This window comes from Fibrobacter sp. UWB10, from assembly GCF_900182935.1.
In the GTDB taxonomy this organism is placed as follows: Bacteria; Fibrobacterota; Fibrobacteria; order Fibrobacterales; family Fibrobacteraceae; genus Fibrobacter; species Fibrobacter succinogenes_O.
The window spans coordinates 766,230-787,750 of the sequence record NZ_FXUE01000002.1; the positions used below are offsets into that span (position 1 = coordinate 766,230).

The window sequence follows — 21,521 nt, forward strand, 5'->3', positions numbered from 1 at the left end:
CGAATGAGTATAAGCAGACTAATGACTTTATCAATCTTTTTTTATAGATTATAGACATGGCATCTTTAATTGAATACAAAGGTAAACGTCCGGTCTTGGGCGAACGCGTTTTTATCGCCGATGGTGCAAAAGTCATTGGCGATGTCGAAATCGGAGATGATTCTTCGGTGTTCTATAACGCTGTCATTCGCGCAGACCTTGCTGAAATTCGAATCGGCAAACGTACCAATATTCAAGACAATGTAACAGTCCATCTTTCGACTGGGGTTGGCGTGCATGTGGGCGACAATGTAACCGTTGGCCACAATGCCATTTTGCATGCCTGCGATGTAGACGATAACGTGCTGATTGGCATGGGTGCAATCCTTATGGACGGCGTGCATATCAAGTCGGACAGTGTAGTTGCTGCCGGTGCCGTTGTCACGCAGAACAAGGAATTTCCGGAACGCAGTCTGATTGTGGGCGCTCCGGCGCATGTGGTACGCGAACTGACCGAAGACGAAATTCGCAAATTCCACGAAAATGCAGAACATTATTTGATTGTGAAAGACGAATTGATGAAGGTGTAGACCATGTATAAATTTGTCTTTCTCATAAATCCAATCAGTGGCGGCGGCCAGGGCAAGGTGATTCACCAATTCTTGCCCGAAATTATGGCGTCGCTCAATTATACGGAAGACCAGTGGAAGGCCGAATTTACAACGATCGATGGCCTTGAAAAGCAGATTAGCGATGCGCTTGCCAATACCGAAAAGTTGGTTGCCGTCGGTGGCGATGGCACCGTGTCTTCCGTGCTTTCGGTCATGGTCTCTTCGGAATACGCGAAATCCGTAAAAATCGGCCTGATTCCCCTTGGTACGGGTAACGATCTTGCCCGCGTTTTGAACCTTTACAAGCCCTATGTGGACAAGGGTCTTCTGTTCCTGGTGCGCAGGCTTTTGCAGGCCAAGGCACGACCCTTCGATATCTGGAAGGTGAACGGGAAAATCGCTTTTGCGAACTATTTTTCGGGCGGAATCGATGCCCGAATTGCTCACGATTTTAACCGTGCCCGTGCCAATGGCGAATTCAATTCGAATTCTGTGCTCGTGAACAAGCTGCACTATGTCAAGAGTTTCTTTGCGGACCGTTCTTACGCCCTCAAGAAAGGCAAACTTTCGTTTGTGGATGCTGAAGGCCGTCGTTGGCAAAAGATTCTGGATGGTCACCGCACCGTGATTGTGGGCAATATCCCGAGTTTTGCAAGTGGCGCAAATCCGTTCTACAAGTCCGACATGGCGGACGGCCTGCTCGAAATTGTATGCGTGCCGAACATGTTCAGGTTCTTGCTGGCCATTGCCGTCGGAAACTTGCCTGTAATCGGAAATCTGGTCAAGAAGTATTTTATCAAGACTCGCAAGGCAAAATCCGTTAAGCTTGAATTTGCCGAAGACGAATTCTTGCAGCTCGATGGCGAAGATCTGAGCGGTAAACTCGGCGGCCATGTAGACATTGACTTTGCCTGCAAGGTGCAGATTATGGCGCTGGGGGAATAATGTTCTCCGTTCGCGCCTCAGACATTGTCGATTACCTGCAAAACATATCCCAAATTGAATGTCGCGTCTTGCGCGAATCGCCAGAGGTTACTTTGACGGGCTTTGCGGCACTTACGCAGGCTCGCGAAAACGACGTGAGTTTCTGGGTGGGTCGCGTCGAGAGCGTGACGCATGCGAACGGTCCTTCGAACGATGATTTGAAAAAGACGGCTGCCGGCCTCCTATTCGTGCCTTCTGTGGCTGCGCAATCGGGCGAGGTTTCGTTCACCGAGATTTTCCCGAATGCAAAGAACATTATTGCTGTCGCTGAACCTTACCATGCCATGGTCAAGTTTCTGGAGCATTTCGAGGGCAACGGATTCACCGACAATATGGAATCGGGTGTGCATTTTGACTGCGACTACATGGGCGTGGGCTATGGCGAAAACGGCCCCTGGATTCACCCGTCGGCGGTTGTCGAAGGCTTTGTTGACGAAGGCTGCTTTGTCGGGCCCGGCTGCGTCGTGATGCGCGGTGCAAGCGTCGGGCGAGGCTGCCGCCTAGAATCAAACGTGACCATTTACCCGAATGTCATCGTGGGCGAGGGCTGCATTTTTCAAGCGGGCGTCGTGGTCGGTAGCCGCGGGTTCGGGTTTTACGAGCACGAAGGCGAGCGCCGCATGGTGCCGCATTTTGCAGGAGTGCGCATCGGGAACCGCTCAAGCTTTGGCGCGAACACGGTCGTGGCGGCCGGATTCATTTCTCCGACGACCATCGGTGACAATTGCCATCTGGATTCCATGGTGCAGATTGCACACAACTGCGTTCTCGGCAATAACATTTACATGGCCTCGCAGACGGCGCTTGGCGGCACGACGATCCTCGAAGACGGTGTGCAGTTTGCGGGCGGCGCAAAGGCGGCGGGGCACTTGACCGTGGGCAAGAATGCGATTGTGACGGCGAAAGCGGGCGTGACCAAGAGCGTTCCCGCTGGCAAGACCGTTGCTGGGTTCCCCGCAATTGACATCGACATCTGGCGTCGTCAAATGGTCGAGCTCCGCGTCATGGCGAAGAAGAGTAAAAATGTGAAATGAGAAATGTGGAATGTGAGATTATTTATTTCACATTTGTCATTACACAATTTCACATTGCATCTGTGTCATCCTAATCGAAAGCTAGGGTCTCTTATTTTATATTTGTTGCCGTAATGAGTGGCATTTTGAATTTTACATCTCCCAGCTTAAGCTTTGGTTCGACTTCAGTTTCTGTCGAGCCTCTGGAAAAGGACCCGCAGAAGGTTCCCTTTGTGGCTTGGTATGTGGGCGAAAAGCTTTTTTACCGCAGCGATGCGTGTCATTGTTTTGAGGAACTGGAATTTTTTGCGAAGCGCACCGCTGGCTACAAGTTGAGCGAATCTGGCTTGGAACTTTTGTCGCCGGAGCATTTGGCTCCCGTGTTCCTGATGTGGCCGCACCGGCGCTTTAACGTGCGACTCTCTGATGCGGCCAAGCCCGAAGTCCCGATGATGGACGGTTCTGCGATTCCGTTCTTCTGCGAAATGCGAAAATTCTGCGGTGCGCCCGAAGAGCTGGTCTTCTTCGATGCGCCTGTGCATGCCGAGTGGGACTTGGGTAGCGATGCCGCGGTTTACGGCCATGTCCGCATTACGCCGGCGGAAACTTTCGAAGTCGAATACGTTCTCGATCGCAATACCGCCCGCGACGGTTACGACCTGAAGTCGGCGGCGTCCGTCTCCATTTATTCGCCCGAGAACTTGTACCAAATTTTCATGGCGCGCACCTTCATTCACCAGGTGGAACTGGAGCGCGCTCAAGCGGCAGGGCTCCTCGCCGGAGTCGATGAATCTTGCGGACTCCTGCTCAAAGCGGGGGATTGCGCGACTCAAAACAGCGCCTGTTCGCCTAAATTCCGCATCGCAAACGAACCCGCGATGCATAAAATACTAGATTTGATTGGAGACCTGAGTTTTATCTGTCCGGCCCTTCCGAGGGTCCGAATCGAAATCACCAACGGTGGGCATGTGTCCCACCACCAAATCATGGAGAAAATCATTCCTTATGTCAATGCTGGAATCTTTACCCAAGTCTAACGTCGATGGAATCCTCTACGATGCCGAAGTCGTCCACAGCGTGCTTCCGCAGAAGGCCCCGTTTGCCTTTGTCGATGAAATCTTGAGCCTCGACGCAGAAAACATGGAAATCGTTGCCAAGTGGCACTTGACCGGTGAAGAAGGTTTTCTCAAGGGACATTTCCCGGGCAATCCGGTACTCCCCGGCGTGATTCAGATTGAATCCATGGCCCAGGCCGCTACGCTTCTCACCATGATCGGTCGCGAAGCCGAAACCACGGGCAAGCGCCCGGCATTCATGGGAGTCGAAAACTGCCGTTTCCGTGCTCCGGTGATTCCGAAGGCCGAAATTGTCCTGAAGGCCAAGCTCATCATGGCCCGCCACGGCATTTACAAGTACAGCGGCGAACTCCTGACCGTCGATGCCGAAGGCAAGGAAACCCTCTGCACCAAGGCCGACTTTAGCGCCGCCATGGTGTAATTATTTATGCCCGAGTCATGCTGACGAAAGTCAGCATCAGCTTTTCATACCTGAGAAAAATAGACTTTATTGTCACGCTGATTGGGAATCACTAACGTGATTCCTTTTTTTATAATTTAAATTTGGCAAAAAAGATTGAGGTTCCAGGAGGTTTTCTGTGAAATATTTTGCTGCGTTGTTGATTTCTGCGGTTTTGTTTGTTGCCTGCGGCGATGAATCGAGTAGCTCTGCGCCTGCCCCAGACCCGAGCGAAGAATCGTCTTCGTCCGTGGAAAAGACGAAGGAATCTAGCTCTTCCGTTAAGCCCACTTCTAGCGATGGCAAACAGTCTTCTTCTTCTACAAAAAAAGATGAATCCAGCAGCAGTGTTGTGAAATCTTCTTCTTCGAAAAATAAGTCGAGTAGTAGTGTGTCGAATCCTGCTTCTAGTAGCAGTTTTGATATAAATGCTCCTTGTACCTATGGTGATATATACATAGAAGAATTTCCTGATTATAGAAATGGGTATATCTGTTATGAGGATGGCTGGAAACTGTATGTAGAGAAAACAATTTTAGGAATGTCTTGCCCGGAAGATGGTGATTTTAAAAGAAACCAAGGTGTTGTTTATGAATGCGTTGATGGCCGATGGCTGAAATATGAGTATTCATCCTCTAGTTCCACACCCAAGAGTAGCAGTAGCCAGGGGTACAAATCTTTGCCGAGTCCGTTGCACTATAATATGAGCTATGGCGAATTTACGGATACTCGTGACGGTACAAAGTACGCCACAATCGATATCGATAATGAGTATGGCCCCGATAGTGTCCATCTAGCTTTTACTGTATTTGCCCAGAATCTTAAATATCATGAAAAAATGGTTACTGGTACAGAAGAGCAAGATGACGACACAAAAGTTGAAATGTACTGCTATAACGACAGCATTGAGTATTGCAAAGACTGGTGGGGCGGCTTGTACCAGTGGGCTGAAATGATGGCTTTGCCGTATGAATGTAACAGTAAAAACTGTGCCGATTTGATTGATACGGATGGAGACGGTTTCCATCAAGGTATTTGCCCGAGTGGCTGGCATGTAATGACCGAAAGGGAATTGCTTGCGGCATCTTATGCTTCAGACGTTGGCGTAAGTGAAATTGAAAGATCGAATACTATAAAATCAGAAATTTCCTTTTCGTTGGTCGGAGGAAGAAATCTTACCGGAATGAGCCTAATTGCAACAGGCTATCGTTTGAATAGAATGGATGGAAATAAATTGGTAGTGTTCAAAAACCTTCGAAATGGAACTTTTTTTGATTTTCCTGCAGAATATGAAGCCGTGGATGCTGCTACATGTAGAGGTGGAGCTGTGTATTCTGATGATGCTTATTTGGCATGGGGTAATCAAAAAAGGTACGGCGCTTCCGTTCGCTGCGTTAAGGACTATTAATTCTTTTCCTCTGAAGGGGTTTGCTTTGAGGAAAGCGGAGGGGAGTGCCTGACCGCAAAGCGAACATTCCGGAACGGCCATGTGAGCGTGCGGTGTAGGCAGAGACGAAGCGCTATTCGTTATAAGTAACACCTTCTGTGTCTAAAAATAGATTTTGCGTTAGCAAAATCCGATAAATGCGTAAGGCGAATATTGCAGGGCTGCTTGCAGACCTATAAGTGAGCCTAGCATTTAACGCCGTTGGCGTTCGTGGCTACGGTTATGCCATAACAGAAAACAAGTTTTCTGCTGCGTCATAACCTTGCACACTTTTAGTACTTTAGTACAATCCGTGTGGCTTTTGGGGTTTTAGGGGCTAAGCCCCTAGGCGAGAGGGTGGAGAGCAACGAAGTGCGAACCAGGGGGAGACTTCCCCCTTTTTTACGGGTCTAGCAACTCGCCACGAATCACTTCGACCTGATCCCCAATCAAACTGATGATGTTGGTCGGATTGATTTCGATGGGGCCGCAGTCGACCATCATGTCGACGGAATGCTCAAATGTCTTCCAGATATCGTCCGGCTCGTACATGTCTTCTTCGGTGAGCTTGGCGGCCGTACTCAGAATCGGCTTGTCGAAATGCTGGAAAAGTTCCTTGAAGAACGGGTGCGTCGGCATTCTCACGCCGATTTCCGGGCGCTTGACGTCCAGGCGGCGGGCGATATGCGGGTCGGCGGGCAAAATAAACGTGTACGGCCCGGGCACGCGCGGCTTCATGATATTGAATGCAAAGTTGTCTACACGGGCGTAATCGGTCGCCTTGCGAATATCCGGAATGATGAGCGCCATGAAGAACTTCTTCATCGGCTTCTTGAGGGCATAAAGCTTGTGGATTGCCTTGGGCGATTCGGCGTTGCAGCCAATTGCGTAACCAGATTCAGTGGGGTAGAGAACAAGACCGTCGTCTTCGAGGGCGGCTGCGGCAAGCTTCACGATTCTCGCTTGCGGATTTACAGGGTGAACTTCAAAACGCATGGCGATAAAATAGTAAAAACATAGGAAATTGCAATAGCTGATTTTAAGGGCTAAAAACTCAAAATTCCTGCTGTTTAGCCTGTCTTTTTTCTATTTTGTATGCCGTAAAATAATACGGAGTTTTTATGTCCAATTATTGTCCTGTTATCGGTCTTGAAATCCATTGTCAGCTCGCGACTAAAACCAAGATGTTCTGCGGCTGCGAAATCGAAGTGAATACGACCCCGAACAAGCACGTTTGCCCTGTTTGCCTCGGTATGCCGGGTGCCATGCCCGTGCCGAACAAGAAGGCGGTGGAATATGCAATTCGCCTGGGCCTCGCCCTGAACTGCGAAATCGACCTGAACGCGATGTGGACCCGCAAGAACTACTTCTACCCGGACTTGCCGAAGGGCTACCAGATTACCCAGACGGGCGGACTTCCGGTGTACGACCACCCGATTTGCAAGAACGGCTGGCTCGAAATTGTCAAGGAAGACGGCACCAAGAAGCGCGTGGGCATTACCCGTATCCACATGGAAGAAGACGCCGGTAAGCTCATCCACGACATGAGCCCGACCGATTCCCACTTCGACGCGAACCGCTGCGGCACTCCGCTCTGCGAAATCGTGACTGAACCGGATATCCGTAGCCCCGAAGAAGCCGTGCTCGTGCTGAAGAAGATCAAGCAGACGCTGGAATACACCCGCGTGTCCAACGCCAACATGGAAAACGGCAACATGCGCTGCGACGGCAACATCTCTCTGCGTGCCAGCGAAGACGCTCCGTTCGGTATCCGCGCCGAAATTAAGAACTTGAATAGCTTTACGAACCTCGAAAAGGCTCTCTACTGCGAAATGAACCTGCAGGCCTCGACCCTCGACGCCGGTAAGGAAGTGGAACAGTGCACCAAGCGTTACGACCCCAACGCGGACAAGACCATCGTCATTCGCTCCAAGGAAGACGCCCACGACTATAAGTATTTCCCGGAACCGGACATGGTCCGCCTCGTGACTGACCCGGCCTTTGTGGAAGAAATCCGTCGCACGCTTCCGGAACTGCCGGATGCCCGCCGCAAGCGCTTCATGGACGACTTCGGTGTTTCCGAATATGACGCCATGGTGCTGACCGAAGACCGCGACGTGAGCGAATGGTACGACACCGCCGCGAAGAATTGCAAGAACGGCAAGGTATTGGCCAACTGGGTGATTACCGAACTTTTGGCCAAGGTGAAGGAACTGGAAGGCGGCCTCAGCGCCCTCAAGATCAAGCCCGAAGACCTCTGCAAGCTCGTGAACCTCATCGCCGATAACACCATCAACGGTAAGATTGCAAAGACCGTCTTCGCCGAGATGTTCGAAACCGGCAAGGATCCTGAAGCTATCGTGAAGGAAAAGGGTCTCGTGCAGGTGACCGACACCGGCGCCATCGAAGAAGTGGTCCGCGCCGTCTGTGCCGAAAACGCTGCCCAGTTTGCCGAATTCAAGGCAGGTAAGGTTGCTCTGAAGGGCTTCTTGGTCGGTATGACCATGCGCAAGTCCGGTGGTAAGGCTAACCCGGGCCTCGTGAACCAGATTCTCGACAAGCTCGCTAAGGAATAATGCCTTAATGCGTTTTGCATTTGCAATTCTTCTCGCGTTATTTCTCGCTTTGCCCGCAGCAGCTGCCGACACTCCAAACAAGTGCGACAGCCTGCGCGTGAGCACGCTGAATATGACCGAGGAGCAGATTGCTGAAATTTGTGGCATCGATTCTGCGAAGCTAGCTGAAGGGCCGACTCTCCAGGAACTCAACGAAGAGGACCCTAAGTATATCAAGCGTGAATATAACCACCGCCAGCAAGTCATTGTGGGTAGCGTGGTGATGCTCTGCGTTGCGTTGGCCATGGTCCTGATGAACAACTACAACCCGAAGCGGTGAGTCAAGCATAATTATCACACTGATGGGAATCACTAACGTGATTCCTTTTTTAATGTTAAACTGAAATGCCGTTAGGCATTTCCAATCCGTGTGGCTTTTGGGCTTTATTATACAGTCTGTATAGTATTTTTAAATCTACTGATTGAAATTGCATAAAAATTGAGAAATTTTTATAAAAATCTTGATTTTGTATAGTATTTTTATTGACTTATCGAAAGTAAAAATATATCTTAGTGTATATGAAATCGATACTCGAATATAAGGATTATCGCCTGTATATACAGGATTACTACGACGAACGCAAGCGTTTGGGCGCGTTCTCGTGGCGAGAGTTCTGCAAGAGTGCCGGCTTTACTTCGCCGAATTTTTTGAAGCTCGTTTGCCTGGGTGAAAGCAGGTTGGGCGCACCGAAAATTGAAAAAGTCGCGAATGCTATGGGGCTTCTCGGTTACGAAAAAGATTATTTCCGCGAAATGGTAACGTTTTGCAATGCCAAGAAGGATTCCGTCAAAAAGGCCGCTCTGCTTGAAATGCAGAAAATTGCGACGGAGCACAAAATGCGCGTTATTGACGGTGACGCCTTTCAGTATTATGAATCGTGGAAATACCCTGTAATGAGGGAACTTGCTCCGATGATGCCGGGTGCCAACCCGAGTGATATTGCAGAAGAATGCAAAGAGCACGTGTCGGCTGAAGAGGTTCGCGATATCCTGAGTTTTCTGGTCAAGGCCGGGTTCCTGAAGAAGGACGGGGACAAGGTCTATTCGCAGACGGAGCAGAACGTTATCGGGTCGAAGGAGGCTCTGCCTATTGCAATCCGTTCCATGCACAAGGAAATGGCGAACATGGCTGCGCGGGCTGTAGATCGCTATTCCCCAAGCGAACGCTATTTTACGGGGTTGACAGTCGGCGTGACCGAAGAGGCAAGCAAGAGGATTGTCGAAGAAATAGACGCTTGTTGCAAGAAGGTGCTCTCCATTGTGAACGAGTATAAGGATTCAGACCAGGTCTGTCGAATCAATTTCCAGTTTTTCCCGTTTACGGACAAGATTAAGGAGGCGTCCCATGCTTAAGAAGTTTGCTCTTGTCTCAGGTTCTCTGTTTTTGATACTTGTGATTGCGTGTTCCGGTGGAGGAACGGTGGATCCCAATACCTTGGCTGAAAACAGTAACTCGTTGAGTTCGTCGAGCAACGGTCTCTCTGAAACAGAAAACGGGATGGATATCAAGCCGGTAGAAGTGTCTTCGTCATCTGAGATATCCGATATGATCGATGGAGGTATTGCACATACGAAGGACTTTTCGCTCCAGTGTTTGGACAATGTGGATCCTTTGAGCAATTCGGCAGAACTTTCGGACGATACAGAGAGGGATTCTGTTGCCAGTCGAAAGGTTGGTGACGACGGTTTTGATACTATCGTTATTCCCCAAATGTACATGTCTTGCGGAGCTGTTTTTGAACGTTTCGATGTCTATGCATCCGATGGAACTCTCTATGTTGATGTGGTCGAGGCTGCGGATAGCCCGATAACCAATTGTGTTTGCCCGACACGAGTGTCTTTCAGAATTGAGCACAACGAGGCGTTCTTCAATACGCAATATCTCGTGTTTGGCAGACAAAAGTTTGTTATTGAAGATTAACTTTAGTTAAAGAGGAGAATGAATATGAAAAAGTATCTTGCATGCGCGGCAGCGCTTTCGCTTATGATGGTTGCCTGCGGGGACGATTCGTCTTCGAACGCCAAAGGCGGCGAAAAGGGAGGAACTCCCGCAGGAAAGGATATCGCACACGCTGGAAATTGCGGCGTCTTTACTCCCTGGGAAGGGGAGGGCGAGGCCTTCGTGATAGGATCTAAAGATGAAGGCTACCAAGTTCTTCTTCCGAAGATGGAATACGATGTCGAATTGTGCAATGAATGCCTGTACGAACGTTCCGGCGATACCCTGCATATCTGGAATTCGGATTCGACGAGTGAGGCTTTGAACTGGATCTGCACTACGGACTTTACGTTCGATATCTCTGATGCAGATGCCGATATCAAGTATTTCTCGTACGAGAATTCGGTTTTCAAGATTGTGGAAGGCCCTGCTCCGGAAAAGATTTCTTCGGGTATGGTCAATACATCGTCGTCGAGCGAGAATCCGTCTTCGAGCGGGAATGAGCAATCTTCCTCGAGTGAGTCGATTGAATCGTCCAGTTCACAAGATGTATCGTCCTCAAGTGAACCAGGCTCTTCGTCGAGCGAGATTCCGCCGAGTTCTTCTTCTAGGCGTGAATATAACGGTCCTGTACCACTGAAAAGCATTACGGCGACCTGCCAGGAAAAAGTATGGACGAATGAACCGGTTGTTGATCCCGTGCTGCCTGCGGCGTATCTCAGCATTTCCAACAGCTATGCGCAAATTGACTTGGAGAATGTCAAGTTGAGTTACGCCTGCGATTCCGCTTTGCAGAAAGCTTTCTTTGATAGCCTGAAAGCGGATAATACCGTGGCGTCGGTTATCGGGGATACGCTCTTTGTGAATTTCCAGCGTTTCGAAGAAAAGGGGGTGGAATTCAGGTGTGGCTGCACGGCCGATGTGCAATTCACGTTTGACGAAAACTACAACGTCTTCGACTACACGGCGTTCGAAAACAACAGGCCACCGCTGGAACTGAAGCATAAATTGATAAACCAGCCGGATCCGGGCTATCAGAAGATTTCCAATGCCGATTTGCAGTGCATGGGTAATGCTTTCTCCGAAGATCCGATGGTCGATGCCGCTATCCCGCCTGTGGCGCACATGTACTGGGACGGTGATTCAGCGCAGGTTGTCATAGAAAGTATTTCGCTTACTTGCGGGTCGGTAATCGAAAGCATCGAAACTCAGGTAAAGGACAGTATATTTTATGTGACTCCGCATTACGATACTTCAGCCCCGCTGGCAGATTGCATTTGCAATACAAGGGTCAGCTTCAACGTGGAGCTTAGAGACCCGTTTACCGAAGCGACCATGCTGGTGTATGACAATGATCTTGGCAACAAAATGCGGCTGATAAAGGAAGTTATGCCGTATGACATCCAGTTGAACGCAGGGCAACGTTAATCTTGGCGACGAGTGCGGTTGATAAAGGAATATTTTTCTATATTTCGGGCCATGAAATACACAGACGAAGCAAAACAGAATTTCAAGGCCCTCTCCAATAACCCGTATCCTGGTCGTGGCATTGTGCTCGGCGAAAGCGCCGATGGCAAGTCCTACGTGCAGGTCTACTGGATTATGGGCCGTAGCGTTAACAGCCGTAACCGCGTTTTCGAAATGGAAGCCAAGACCGGCTTCATGAAGACGAAGGCCTTCGACGAATCCAAGCTCACCGACCCGCACCTGATTATCTACTACCCGGCTCGCCACACGGCCGACGTGCAGATTATCACCAACGGTGACCAGACCGATACGATTTATAACGCTATCAAGCTCGGCGGTACTTTCGAAAGCGCTCTCGCTACGCGCCAGTACGAAGACGACGCTCCGAACTTCACACCGCGTATTTCCGGTATTCACTACAAGAACGCCCAGCCCGCCGTGTACAAGCTCTCCATTCTCAAGAGCCGTAACAATAGCGAAGAAGCTGGTTGCGAACGCATGACGTTTGAATACGAAAAGGCTCTGCCGGGCCTCGGCCACTTCATCAGCACTTACGAAACCGATGGCAACCCGATTCCGTCTTTCAGCGGTTTCCCGAAACTGATGCCGATTTTTGACAATGCCGAAGACACGCTCAAGAAGTATTGGGCCGCTCTCGACAAGGACAATAAGGTGTCTCTGATGGTCAAGTGGATTGACAAGAAGACCTTCAAGGCCAAGACCTTGATCGTCAATAAAAACAAGTAATTATTATTGTCTTCTATTTTTCCACCACGTTCCCGAGGATGTGGTGGATTTTTTTTATGCCATCGAATGCCGAGGGGCTGCTGATATAGTAGAAGATTTGCTCCACCAGCGCATCGGTGTTGAAGTCGTAAGAGGGAATGCGCAGCAGATAGCTTTCCATGGAGTTGTCGAAGGCAATGTAGGTCGGACCAATATTTGGCTGCGGAATTTCCATGTTGTTTTCTTCGACCATTTCCATAAAGATGCCTGCGACTTCGTCGTTCACGCAAATCCAGGGCATGTTGTTGCCGTTTTTCGCCTGGAATTCGAGGGCGCGTTCAGCGAGCGTTTTGAGTTTTTCTTTTTCGAGGGTACGCGCCATGATTTCCACGGAAAGTTTTTCGACTTTCTTGCGGGCAATTTGTTTGTAATCCCAGGGACTTGCGAATTCCGCATCCACGTAGGGGTGCACCACCAGGCCCGATTCTTCGAGGCCGGTCAAGCGGTCCTTGGACCAGGAACTGTTGTGGTACGGCGAAAAGTATCCGACTTCGGTCACGCCAAGGCCGAGCAGGTAGCGGCCGATTTCTTTGCCGGGGTTCTTGCCGAAGGTGGAGTTAAAGAATATCCAGTTGTCCTTGCGCAAAAAGCTGCGGGGTACTGCGTCGATGGGGTGTTCCCACCACACGGCCACGGGGAACTTGGCGTCTGCAAAAAACGTCAGGAGGGGCCTAAAGTTCTGCACCAAAAGCGTCGAAAGCACGGCCCCCACGGCGTTCGGGTGTTCCGAAAGCTTGCATGGCTTTCCGCTTCGGTCAATGAGTTTGCCCGAGGCATCGTTGATGCCGAACAGGGTCAGCTTGTAATGGTTTTTACCTGCGGTCTTGTACACGAGCCGCAAAAAATCCAGTTCGCGTTCGCTTTCGGCGCTGAATCCGCCCCAGCTGTTGCAGCGCGTCACGAAGATGAGTTCGCTGAGCGGCGCGTCGTCTTTCTTTTGCTGTTTGCGGTAAAAGAGGTACTGGCGGCCTTCTTTTTTCAGGATGTTGCGAGCCACCTTTTCTTCCAAGAACTTGCGGAGCGTGCCCTGCGACACGTTGTAGCGGGCAGAAAGTTCCTTGGAAAGTGGAAGCGGTTGCGAGGGCTTCAGATAGCCTTGCGCAAAGTCGCGTTCGAAAGCCTTGGCGAGCTTTTCGGAAACCGTCTCGTGAATAAAGGGAACCTTGGTCCGTAGGGGAGACGTGCCCCAGAAACAGCCTTTACCCTGAATCTTGCAAATTTTTCCGTTGGATTCCAGCTCGGCAAGCGCAGCCTGCACTGTGCCCGACGAAGCGCCGAAACTCTTGATCATGGAACGCACCGACGGGAGTCGGTCGCCCTCGGCGAGGTTCATGTCGAGCAAAGCCTTGATAATCCGCTGTTTCATGCCTAAATATTAATAAAATATAATCTGCAATTGAGCCGAGCGGTCTGTGTGAGCCACAAAACCCCAAGCGTTAAGCTGGGGCGGTGGCGAGAGCGAGGCGACGTCACATTTTAATGTTTGAAACAGAGCCGAGCGGTCTGTAAACAAAAGACCTGCGCAGGGGAGGTTCCTGCACAGGTCGGGGTTGTTTGGGGTTGGATGAATTTCTAGAAGTTGAAGTCAACCTGATAGTTGGCCTTGTTGCTCGGGTTCACGCGAGCGCCCTTGGCATTCACGGTACCGCGGATTTCCTTGTTCTGGAGCTTGGCGCGGTTCTGGAGAATGCCGGTGTTCTGATCGCTGCTAGAGCTTACCGGATTGTATTGGCTGCTGGAGCTCGGAGCTACGCTAGAAGACGATGCGATGCTCGAAGAGCTCTGGACGCTGCTCGAAGACTGGGGGGCCGGACCAACACTATTGAATTCGGCGTCTCCGGCAGCGTCTTGAGGAACCTGACCGTTGAAGTTTTCCTGACCCTTGCGAGTGAGGGCCAAAATCAACATGCCGTTCCTAGAATAAATATTCTTGTCAGTGAGATCCACGCGGTTTCCGTCAAAGGTCCAGTCGCCCTTGCCCCAGCGGGAACTATTGAAATTCTCGAAATTGTCAGACCAGTCGAGCGTAAAGTCGCTGCCGTTCGGACCCTGGCCCGGAGTATACTTGTAAGCCTTAACCCAGTTGATGAACTGGAAAAGCGGAAGCTTGGATTCGTCGAAATTACCGACCCATTCGGCACTTTCAGAAGACCAAAGGTTAAAGCGCAGCCCCTGCGTTCCAATCAGGTTTTCGACCTGGTTCTTGCTGTCGTTCTGACCCTTGGTGGTCTTGCGGACTTCGACACCGTCGACAGTCCAACGCACATAATCAGGAGTCCATTCGATTGCGTAGGTATGGAAAGACTGGTCTGCAGCAGGATCGACTTTGTGGTGCTTTTCGCTAGTGACCTGAGCGCCGGCCTTACCGGTAATAATGTTGGACTGGAAGCTGCTCGGGCTCTTGCCGAGAACTTCGATATCGACTTCGACCCAACGGGGGGCGCTAGCCTGTTCGGAACCGTTCTGGTAGAGGAACATGGAACTGACGGTACCGGAGGCTGCCGCCATCTTCATGCGGGCTTCATACTTGCCATACGTATATTCTTTCAGAGTATAGAGTTCTGCGCCGCTAAAGTCTTTTGCCATGGTTGCTACCGCCGCGATTGCGAGTACGGAAAGAGTCGTTTTGAGATGCATCATGCCTCCAATAAACACATCCAAATCACCAATAGTGAATTTATAAAGAAAATGCAGACGTTACAACGCCTGCAAATATCAAAATAAAACAAGTGTATCAGTTGTTTTGTTGTGTTTTACAAATCCAGCGATTCCTGTGCCGACGCTTCGGCAAGAGCCTTCGGAATGCTGCGATGAAGCATCTCGTAGGCGGTGCGCGTGGCGGTACGGCCACGCGGCGTTCGCGCGAGGAGCCCCTTGCGAATCAAGTACGGCTCGTAGACTTCTTCGAGGGTGTCCGGCTCCTCGCCGAGCGCTGCCCCGATGGTGCCCAGCCCCACGGGGCCACCGCCAAACTTGTCGATAATCATGGACAGAATCTTTCTGTCCATGTGGTCAAGGCCTTCGCCATCGATTCCAAGCATTTCAAGCGTCTTGCTTGCCGACATCAAGTCGATGACGCCGGTGCCACGCACCTGGGCGACATCTCGGCAGCGCCTTAATACTCGGTTTGCAATACGCGGCGTGCCTCGGCAACGCCCGCTCAAAAGCTTGGCCGCATCTTCTTCGAGCCCCACATTCAAAATCTTCGCGCTGCGCATCAAAATGCTCTTGATGTCGTCTTCGTCGTAAAGTTCCAAGCGATAATGTAGTCCGAATCGGTCGCGCAACGGGCTTGTCAAAAGTCCACTGCGGGTCGTTGCGCCCACAAGCGTAAAATGCTTGAGCGGTAAATTCACGCTGCGAGCTGCCGGCCCGGAATCCAGCATAATGTCGAGCCTAAAATCTTCCATGGCGGGGTAGAGGTATTCCTCCACCACACGATTCAGACGATGAATTTCATCGATAAACAAGATGTCATTCTCTTGCAGACTCGTCAAAAGCCCCGCAAGATCGCTCGCTTTTTCGAGCACAGGACCGCTCGTAATGTGGATATTCACGCCCATTTCTTTGGCAATGATTCCGGCCAAAGTCGTCTTGCCAAGACCCGGAGGCCCGCAGAATAAGCAATGGTCTAGCGAATCGCCACGATGCTTCGCGGCTTCAATCGCAATCGAAAGGCTTTCTTTAATGTTCTTCTGGCCGGTAAATTCTGCAAGGCTAGGCGGGCGGAGTGTGCGTTCTACATCGCTTTCGTCGCCCGTTCTACGTTCCGGAGAAATAATGCGCTGGTCGTCCATTTTCGATTGTCATGCCCGGCGGAACCGGGCATCTCCTCTTATAAATATTTCAAAGCCTCGGGGATAAGTGTTGCGGCATCTGCCGAATCGCCCAAGATTTCAGCCGCCTTCATCACGGCCTTTTCTGCCGCCGGATCCTTCACGCCGAGTGTATGCAAGGCCAGAACCGCTTCCATCTTCGGGCCCGTCAGGGCTCCCATTCCGGTAATTCCGGAGCCTTCCACGTCGCCCAAAGCTTGCAGCATGGCGCCCGCCTTATCCTTCAGCGAAAGCACCATCTGTTCGCAAGTCTTTTTGCCGAGCCCCTTGATTTTGCCCAGGGCGCTCTTGTTGTCGCTTGCAATCATGTTCAAAAGGTCTGCGGGGGAGCTTCCGCTCAGAATACGCTGAGCAAGCTTTGGCCCCACGCCATTCACTTCGAGCAGCATGATAAAGGAGTCTTTCTCGGTCTTGTCCGCAAAACCGAACAGCGTCATGGAATCTTCGCGCACCACCAGGTTCGTGTAGAGCGTTACTTCGCTTTCTACCTCGGGCAACTTGCCCGCTGTGTAGGCCGAAATATTTACGCCATAACCCACGCCGTTCACGTCTACAACCACGAAAGTGGGGGACTTTTCAATCAAAATTCCGCGAATCCGTTCAATCATTGCCTACAATGCCTCAAAACAGTTCTAAATCATAAACATCTGTTCACTGCACAAATATATACTATTTTAGCCAATTTTGTCAAGCCAAATCACATTTTTTACAAAAAAATTATATATTTTCTCCAAAAAGTGGTTTTGTCTTTAATGAAGTTTAGGGGGGCTTTCATGAAAAATACACTTAAATATTTTTTGGGGGTATTTCTCCTATTTTCTGTTTGCGCATGGAGTAAAGCATCAGACATTCTCATCGTCGTTGACGACGAAATGATAAAAGACAACGAAATCAGGGATGCCATCAACACCTATACAGATGACATTTGGAATACTTATCAAGTAAATGCCTCTGTCATATCTTTCAAATCCCAGAAGAACGGCGGGAAAGTCACCGACCTAAAAGAAATACTCGTAAGCAAGAAGGATTCCATCGCGGGAGCCATTTTCGTTGGAGACATTCCGCGCGCTCAATTTGAATTCTACCAGAAAACAGAAGAAGGATTCCGATACCAACGTTGGGTAACAGACTTATACTTCATGGATCTTGACGGTATTTGGAAAGACACTGCTGCCGGAGGCCCCGAAGCCTATGGCGGAAAGTTGTTTGAAACCACCACGACAACATTAAACTTTGATGTACGCGATGGTTCTCCGGTACCAGGGAAAGTACCGGCAGATAGTTTTTCAATTGCATATTCCGGATACATCAAATCTCCAGTCACCGCACTTTGTTCCCTGCAGCTTACCACGGACAATGACAGACGCCTTTGGATTAACGATTCCCTGCTCATTGACGCATGGTTCAACAACTGGGACATTCCCTATTACAGCGCTTTTCAATTCCAAAAAGACAGTCTCTACAAATTCAAACTGAACTATGCAGAAGAATTTGGCGACGCTTATCTTACCCTAAAATGGAAATGCGGGGATAATGCCTCCTATCAACCAATCCCTGATTCCGTTTGGCGTCAAAATGACAAGAGCACACGCGGTCTCAATCAAACCTATTACGGAAATATTTTCATGATAGATTCGCTCCCCGAAGAGGACATAAAGCACCTTTGGATTTCTGGAAAATCCAATGGAGTTTTTGACGGGCACTATTCCAAAAGTGGCGCAGTTTCTGATTCCTTTGAAATATGGGTTTCTCGAATTGACCCCAACACGGCCGGTTTCTACGGTAACCCCAAAACACTTTTATTGAACTATTTCGAGAAAATCCACAACTACTATCTCGGTTTGTTCAAGAAAGCTACGCGTAGCGCCATGTTCCTAACTGAGGAAGGAGGCCTAGACAATCCTCTCGACCAGAAATTCGTTGATGGCTTGAGCGTTCTTTATTCACCAGACTCCCTTGATAAGTCCATCGCTGACGGGCAGGAATATCTAGACAACATTAAATCAGACAAGTATGATTGGGCCCTTTACGGTGGGCACGGAGGCCAGACTGGCCTTGGAAACGGGCTGGATATAACACGAGTGGAAAGAAACATGTGCGTGTCACCGAGATTCTTCCACTTTGCCTGCTGTGGTCCACTTACCTGCTATGATTTCTACGGCAACGCCAATAGTGCCTCTGTTGGAAGCGAGCATATCTTTAACACGATTAACGGCGGTTTTGTAAGTATTGGTTCATCCAAAACCAGTGGAAGTGACCAAATGGATGGTTTCATGTATTACGCCTTTGAGCACAAATTCATTGGCGAATCGTTCCTGGAATGGGTAAACGAAAGGGTGAAAAGGAACCAGTACAGTCACAAGGAAGACCTTTTCGATTGGTTCTATGGAGAATCGATTATCGGAGATCCGATGCAAAAACTGGAAGTGCCAGAACAAAAAACGATTCACATCCATAAAGTCAAAGCACAACGGATGCCACAAAAAAACGGCAAACTGTACGACCTTTTGGGAAGAACCAAAGGCTATTACATCCAGTAATCAACGAACCGAAAAACCAAAGATTTTCGACTTTGGGCCGTTTGTGACATTTTATCCAAAGAAATTGAGAGATTTTGTTTAAACTCCTTTATTTGAATTATATTTTTATTGGAAAAGAAGGAGAATAAAATGTCACATTTAACACGTAAGCTGTCTTACATTGCGTTTTTTGTACTTGTGGCAGCCATTTCGGCAAACGCCTATACCATCAAGTATAACTTGAACGGGGGAGTCAATGATCCGGACAACCCGACAAGCTATGTTCAGGACAAAACAGACCTTTTTTTGAAGGACCCGACTCGCGAAGGATATTCCTTCTTAGGGTGGTATGTTGTCGCGTCTAGTTCGAGTGATTTTCGAGATGCTATGTATTTTGGATACTATCAAGGTAAAACGACGCACACTGTTGGCTATTACCTTGGAAGTTTTACCGTGGAAGCGAGATGGGGGCTTATTCCGGAGACCCCAAAACAGGATGAGCGAGGCTGTTACCTAATTCATAATGCCAATGAACTTTACGGCATAGCGTCGGTCTCTACTCCCAATAGGGATTCTTACAGCAAGCCACGTTACCTTTTTAACGGCTGCATTTCGCTCCAGAATGACATTGTTGTAAATGAAAATCTCCTGGACGAAAAGGGTGATGTTGCCTTGGATAACCCTGTTTGGTGGATTATGCTTGGCTTTCAGGGAGAATTTGAAGGCAACGGCTTCAAGATTTCTGGTCTTGTGGGCGAAGGAGGCTTTTTTGTTGAACTTGGCAATGAAATGTATAGTTGGCTCGGGAACATCACTCGTGTAAGGAATTTCGGAATAGAGGATTCCTACTTTTTCGGGTCTACCGCGGGGAGTATTGCGGCTGAAGCAGTCGGTCCGGTGCGACTGAACAATGTCTATTCAAATGCGACGGTTCATGCTTCTTCAGGGATTGCAGGCGGTTTAATCGGCGTTATTAATGTAACGAATGACGCTTGCCCGACGGCTGCCCCTTCGCCGACAGGTTCTGCGAAGTCTCTTTCGAAGGCGCAGAATATTGATTCATCGAGAGTTTCCATTATCGAAAATGCCTACAGCAAGGGAATTATCAAAGGGCATTATGTCGGAGGAATTGTTTCGGAAATGGATGCCGCCATTTTGAGAAACGTCTATTTTGCTGGCGAACTGGATGGAAATTTTTCGGACTGCATTGTGGAAAAGAAGGGCTTTACTTGCTATGCTAGCGAAAGCATTTTTGAAATGGAAAACGCTCTGTGCATGAATTCCAAGGATACGAGCGTTTCGCAGGCGAAATCGCTTAGTGCATCGCAGTTTGCGGACGGAACGGCTCTGGAAATTCTTTCGAAGGGGGAGAACGGTTTTCGCTGGGTTCAAAAAGTGGGTTCCGAAGCGTTCCCTCGTCTTGATAATTTCCTGTTTGGAATCCATTATGTGCTGAATGGCGGCAAGAATAGCACGTTGAATCCGGATAGCTATACGAAAAATGACAGCCCATTTGCTTTGCAAGACGCTGTACGTGATGGTGATGAATTCGAAGGTTGGTTTACGGATGAATTCTTTACGCAAAAGGTCGATTCCATAAATACAAGCCTTTATGGCGAATGGACGCTTTATGCCAAATGGAAAAGCTACTTTGCCATCTATATCGACTTGAATGGCGGTAATCGCTATAAAGGGAATCTCGAATATGAAAATCTGATGTTCCCTTGGTCTGCGGATTCTTCGACATTTGTATTTGAGAGAGCTTCGCGCGACGGGTATGAATTTGAGGGCTGGTATACGGATACCCTCTTTACGAATAAGATTACGGAAGTCCCTGCCGGGAATACAGAAGATGTTACGGTGCATGCCAAGTGGAAAATGCTGGATTACACGATAACGTACCATTTGAACGGAGGTGTCAATGATTCAGAAAATCCAACTCGGTTTACGGTTCTTGATACTGGCTTTGTCTTTAAGGAACCGACACGAGAGGGTGCAAAATTCTTGTATTGGGGTAACAGTCCACTCGGGTATTCTGTGAATCAAAAAATAGATAAAGCAAAAAATTATACTTTGTACGCAGAATGGATTCCGGTCCCGCAACAACCGAAAAAGAATTCGAAGGGGTGCTATCTTATTACGACTAAGGAAGAACTGTATTGGCTTGCTGAACTCGTCAATGGAGGAATAGAGGGGATGAGTGGTTATGAAACATGCGCCTCCCTCCAGAACGATATTGTCGTTAATGAAAATGTGCCGAAGAAATCTGTGGATGAACTTGACAGTATGGTTTACTTTAACTGGAAACCATTTGGGATTTTTGAAGGAACGTTTGCAGGGAACGGTCATTCTATTTCGGGATTATTGGTGGATGATTATTGTGGCAATGAAGAATATTATGGAGGATTATTTGATGAAGTGTGGGGCGAAAATACAGTAACGGGTGTTACGGTTAAGAACACGTATACTACGCGTTATGGCTATATAGACAGCCTCCGGATTACAGGGGATCGCATGGCCCTTCCGAGCGTTGCTGCGAAAAGTAGCTGGCGCGTCGATGTACAAGGAAGCCGTGTAGCTCTCTCCGGGCTTGTTTCGGGTAAACCGCTCCTTGTGATGGATGTGCAAGGCCGTGTCTTACGCAAAATGACGACGCAGCCCTCGATGACTGTGGAATTGCCGAAATCGGGGCGTTTCTTGATTCGTTATGGTCGCGAAACCAAGATTGTCACGATCCGTTAACCAAGTTTTTACCCCTTAAATGGCGATTTTTCCAACTTGGAATAATCGCCATGTGTTTTTTCGTCCAAAAAGATGTATTTTCTCTTTAG

At 49.2% G+C, this 21,521-nt stretch carries 19 protein-coding genes; 14 read left to right on the plus strand and 5 right to left on the minus strand.

All coding sequences use genetic code 11. From position 1 onward, the window contains the following. Positions 1-56: 56 nt before the first annotated feature. From QOL41_RS07795 to QOL41_RS07820, 6 genes are all read left to right on the plus strand, one after another. Positions 57-569: a gamma carbonic anhydrase family protein gene (locus tag QOL41_RS07795; protein WP_173654832.1), complete on the plus strand. Its 513-nt coding sequence runs from the start codon at positions 57-59 to the stop codon at positions 567-569. A gap of 3 nt (positions 570-572) precedes the next feature. After that, complete coding sequence (locus tag QOL41_RS07800) at positions 573-1,535, plus strand: diacylglycerol/lipid kinase family protein (protein WP_283429299.1); 963 nt, start codon at positions 573-575, stop codon at positions 1,533-1,535. Next, on the plus strand, positions 1,535-2,608 hold the full coding sequence (locus tag QOL41_RS07805) for a UDP-3-O-(3-hydroxymyristoyl)glucosamine N-acyltransferase (RefSeq protein WP_283429300.1): 1,074 nt from the start codon (positions 1,535-1,537) through the stop codon (positions 2,606-2,608). The genes QOL41_RS07800 and QOL41_RS07805 overlap by 1 nt, the downstream gene beginning before the upstream one ends. A gap of 113 nt (positions 2,609-2,721) precedes the next feature. Further along, the gene (locus QOL41_RS07810; RefSeq protein WP_283429301.1) at positions 2,722-3,624 is read left to right on the plus strand and encodes a UDP-3-O-acyl-N-acetylglucosamine deacetylase; all 903 of its coding nucleotides are present in this window, start codon (positions 2,722-2,724) and stop codon (positions 3,622-3,624) included. Then, positions 3,599-4,084 carry a 3-hydroxyacyl-ACP dehydratase FabZ family protein gene (locus tag QOL41_RS07815; RefSeq protein ID WP_283429302.1) on the plus strand — a complete coding sequence of 162 codons (486 nt, stop codon included), beginning with the start codon at positions 3,599-3,601 and terminating at the stop codon, positions 4,082-4,084. Before QOL41_RS07810 ends, QOL41_RS07815 begins: the two co-directional genes overlap by 26 nt. A gap of 157 nt (positions 4,085-4,241) precedes the next feature. Further along, positions 4,242-5,510 (plus strand): FISUMP domain-containing protein, encoded by a 1,269-nt coding sequence (locus QOL41_RS07820; RefSeq protein WP_283429303.1) that lies wholly within the window; start codon positions 4,242-4,244, stop codon positions 5,508-5,510. Positions 5,511-5,930: 420 nt separating this feature from the next. Here the strand turns inward: QOL41_RS07820 and QOL41_RS07825 are convergent, their stop codons facing one another. Beyond that, entirely contained in the window at positions 5,931-6,524 is a 594-nt protein-coding gene (locus tag QOL41_RS07825) for an L-threonylcarbamoyladenylate synthase (protein ID WP_073321890.1), read from the minus strand. A 125-nt stretch (positions 6,525-6,649) separates the two neighbouring features. On the opposite strand from QOL41_RS07825, the gene gatB reads away from it, so the two are divergent. From gatB to QOL41_RS07855, 6 genes are all read left to right on the plus strand, one after another. Beyond that, positions 6,650-8,104: an Asp-tRNA(Asn)/Glu-tRNA(Gln) amidotransferase subunit GatB gene (gatB, locus tag QOL41_RS07830; protein ID WP_088628381.1), complete on the plus strand. Its 1,455-nt coding sequence runs from the start codon at positions 6,650-6,652 to the stop codon at positions 8,102-8,104. Positions 8,105-8,111: 7 nt separating this feature from the next. Further along, positions 8,112-8,423, plus strand: a complete 312-nt coding sequence (locus QOL41_RS07835; protein WP_173654613.1) for a hypothetical protein — start codon at positions 8,112-8,114, stop codon at positions 8,421-8,423. 239 nt (positions 8,424-8,662) lie between these two features. Then, positions 8,663-9,496, plus strand: coding sequence for a TIGR02147 family protein (locus QOL41_RS07840; protein WP_283429304.1), 834 nt, complete (start codon positions 8,663-8,665; stop codon positions 9,494-9,496). 67 nt (positions 9,497-9,563) lie between these two features. After that, complete coding sequence (locus tag QOL41_RS07845; RefSeq protein WP_283429305.1) at positions 9,564-10,064, plus strand: hypothetical protein; 501 nt, start codon at positions 9,564-9,566, stop codon at positions 10,062-10,064. Positions 10,065-10,088: 24 nt separating this feature from the next. Continuing rightward, positions 10,089-11,510, plus strand: coding sequence for a hypothetical protein (locus tag QOL41_RS07850; protein ID WP_283429306.1), 1,422 nt, complete (start codon positions 10,089-10,091; stop codon positions 11,508-11,510). A gap of 51 nt (positions 11,511-11,561) precedes the next feature. Beyond that, complete coding sequence (locus QOL41_RS07855; RefSeq protein ID WP_173654609.1) at positions 11,562-12,296, plus strand: IMP cyclohydrolase; 735 nt, start codon at positions 11,562-11,564, stop codon at positions 12,294-12,296. A 13-nt stretch (positions 12,297-12,309) separates the two neighbouring features. On the opposite strand, the gene QOL41_RS07860 is transcribed toward QOL41_RS07855, so the two are convergent. From QOL41_RS07860 to ruvA, 4 genes are all read right to left on the minus strand, one after another. Continuing rightward, positions 12,310-13,701, minus strand: a complete 1,392-nt coding sequence (locus QOL41_RS07860; RefSeq protein WP_283429307.1) for a GntR family transcriptional regulator — start codon at positions 13,699-13,701, stop codon at positions 12,310-12,312. 206 nt (positions 13,702-13,907) lie between these two features. Continuing rightward, positions 13,908-14,975 (minus strand): glycoside hydrolase family 16 protein, encoded by a 1,068-nt coding sequence (locus QOL41_RS07865; RefSeq protein WP_502846877.1) that lies wholly within the window; start codon positions 14,973-14,975, stop codon positions 13,908-13,910. Positions 14,976-15,088: 113 nt separating this feature from the next. Continuing rightward, complete coding sequence (gene ruvB / locus QOL41_RS07870; RefSeq protein ID WP_283429308.1) at positions 15,089-16,132, minus strand: Holliday junction branch migration DNA helicase RuvB; 1,044 nt, start codon at positions 16,130-16,132, stop codon at positions 15,089-15,091. Positions 16,133-16,170: 38 nt separating this feature from the next. Then, complete coding sequence (ruvA, locus tag QOL41_RS07875; RefSeq protein WP_283429309.1) at positions 16,171-16,779, minus strand: Holliday junction branch migration protein RuvA; 609 nt, start codon at positions 16,777-16,779, stop codon at positions 16,171-16,173. 165 nt (positions 16,780-16,944) lie between these two features. Between ruvA and QOL41_RS07880 the strand changes: the two genes are divergently transcribed. Then, positions 16,945-18,711 (plus strand): PA14 domain-containing protein, encoded by a 1,767-nt coding sequence (locus QOL41_RS07880; RefSeq protein WP_283429310.1) that lies wholly within the window; start codon positions 16,945-16,947, stop codon positions 18,709-18,711. A 129-nt stretch (positions 18,712-18,840) separates the two neighbouring features. Further along, entirely contained in the window at positions 18,841-21,432 is a 2,592-nt protein-coding gene (locus QOL41_RS07885) for an InlB B-repeat-containing protein (RefSeq protein WP_283429311.1), read from the plus strand. The last annotated feature ends 89 nt before the right edge of the window (positions 21,433-21,521 follow it).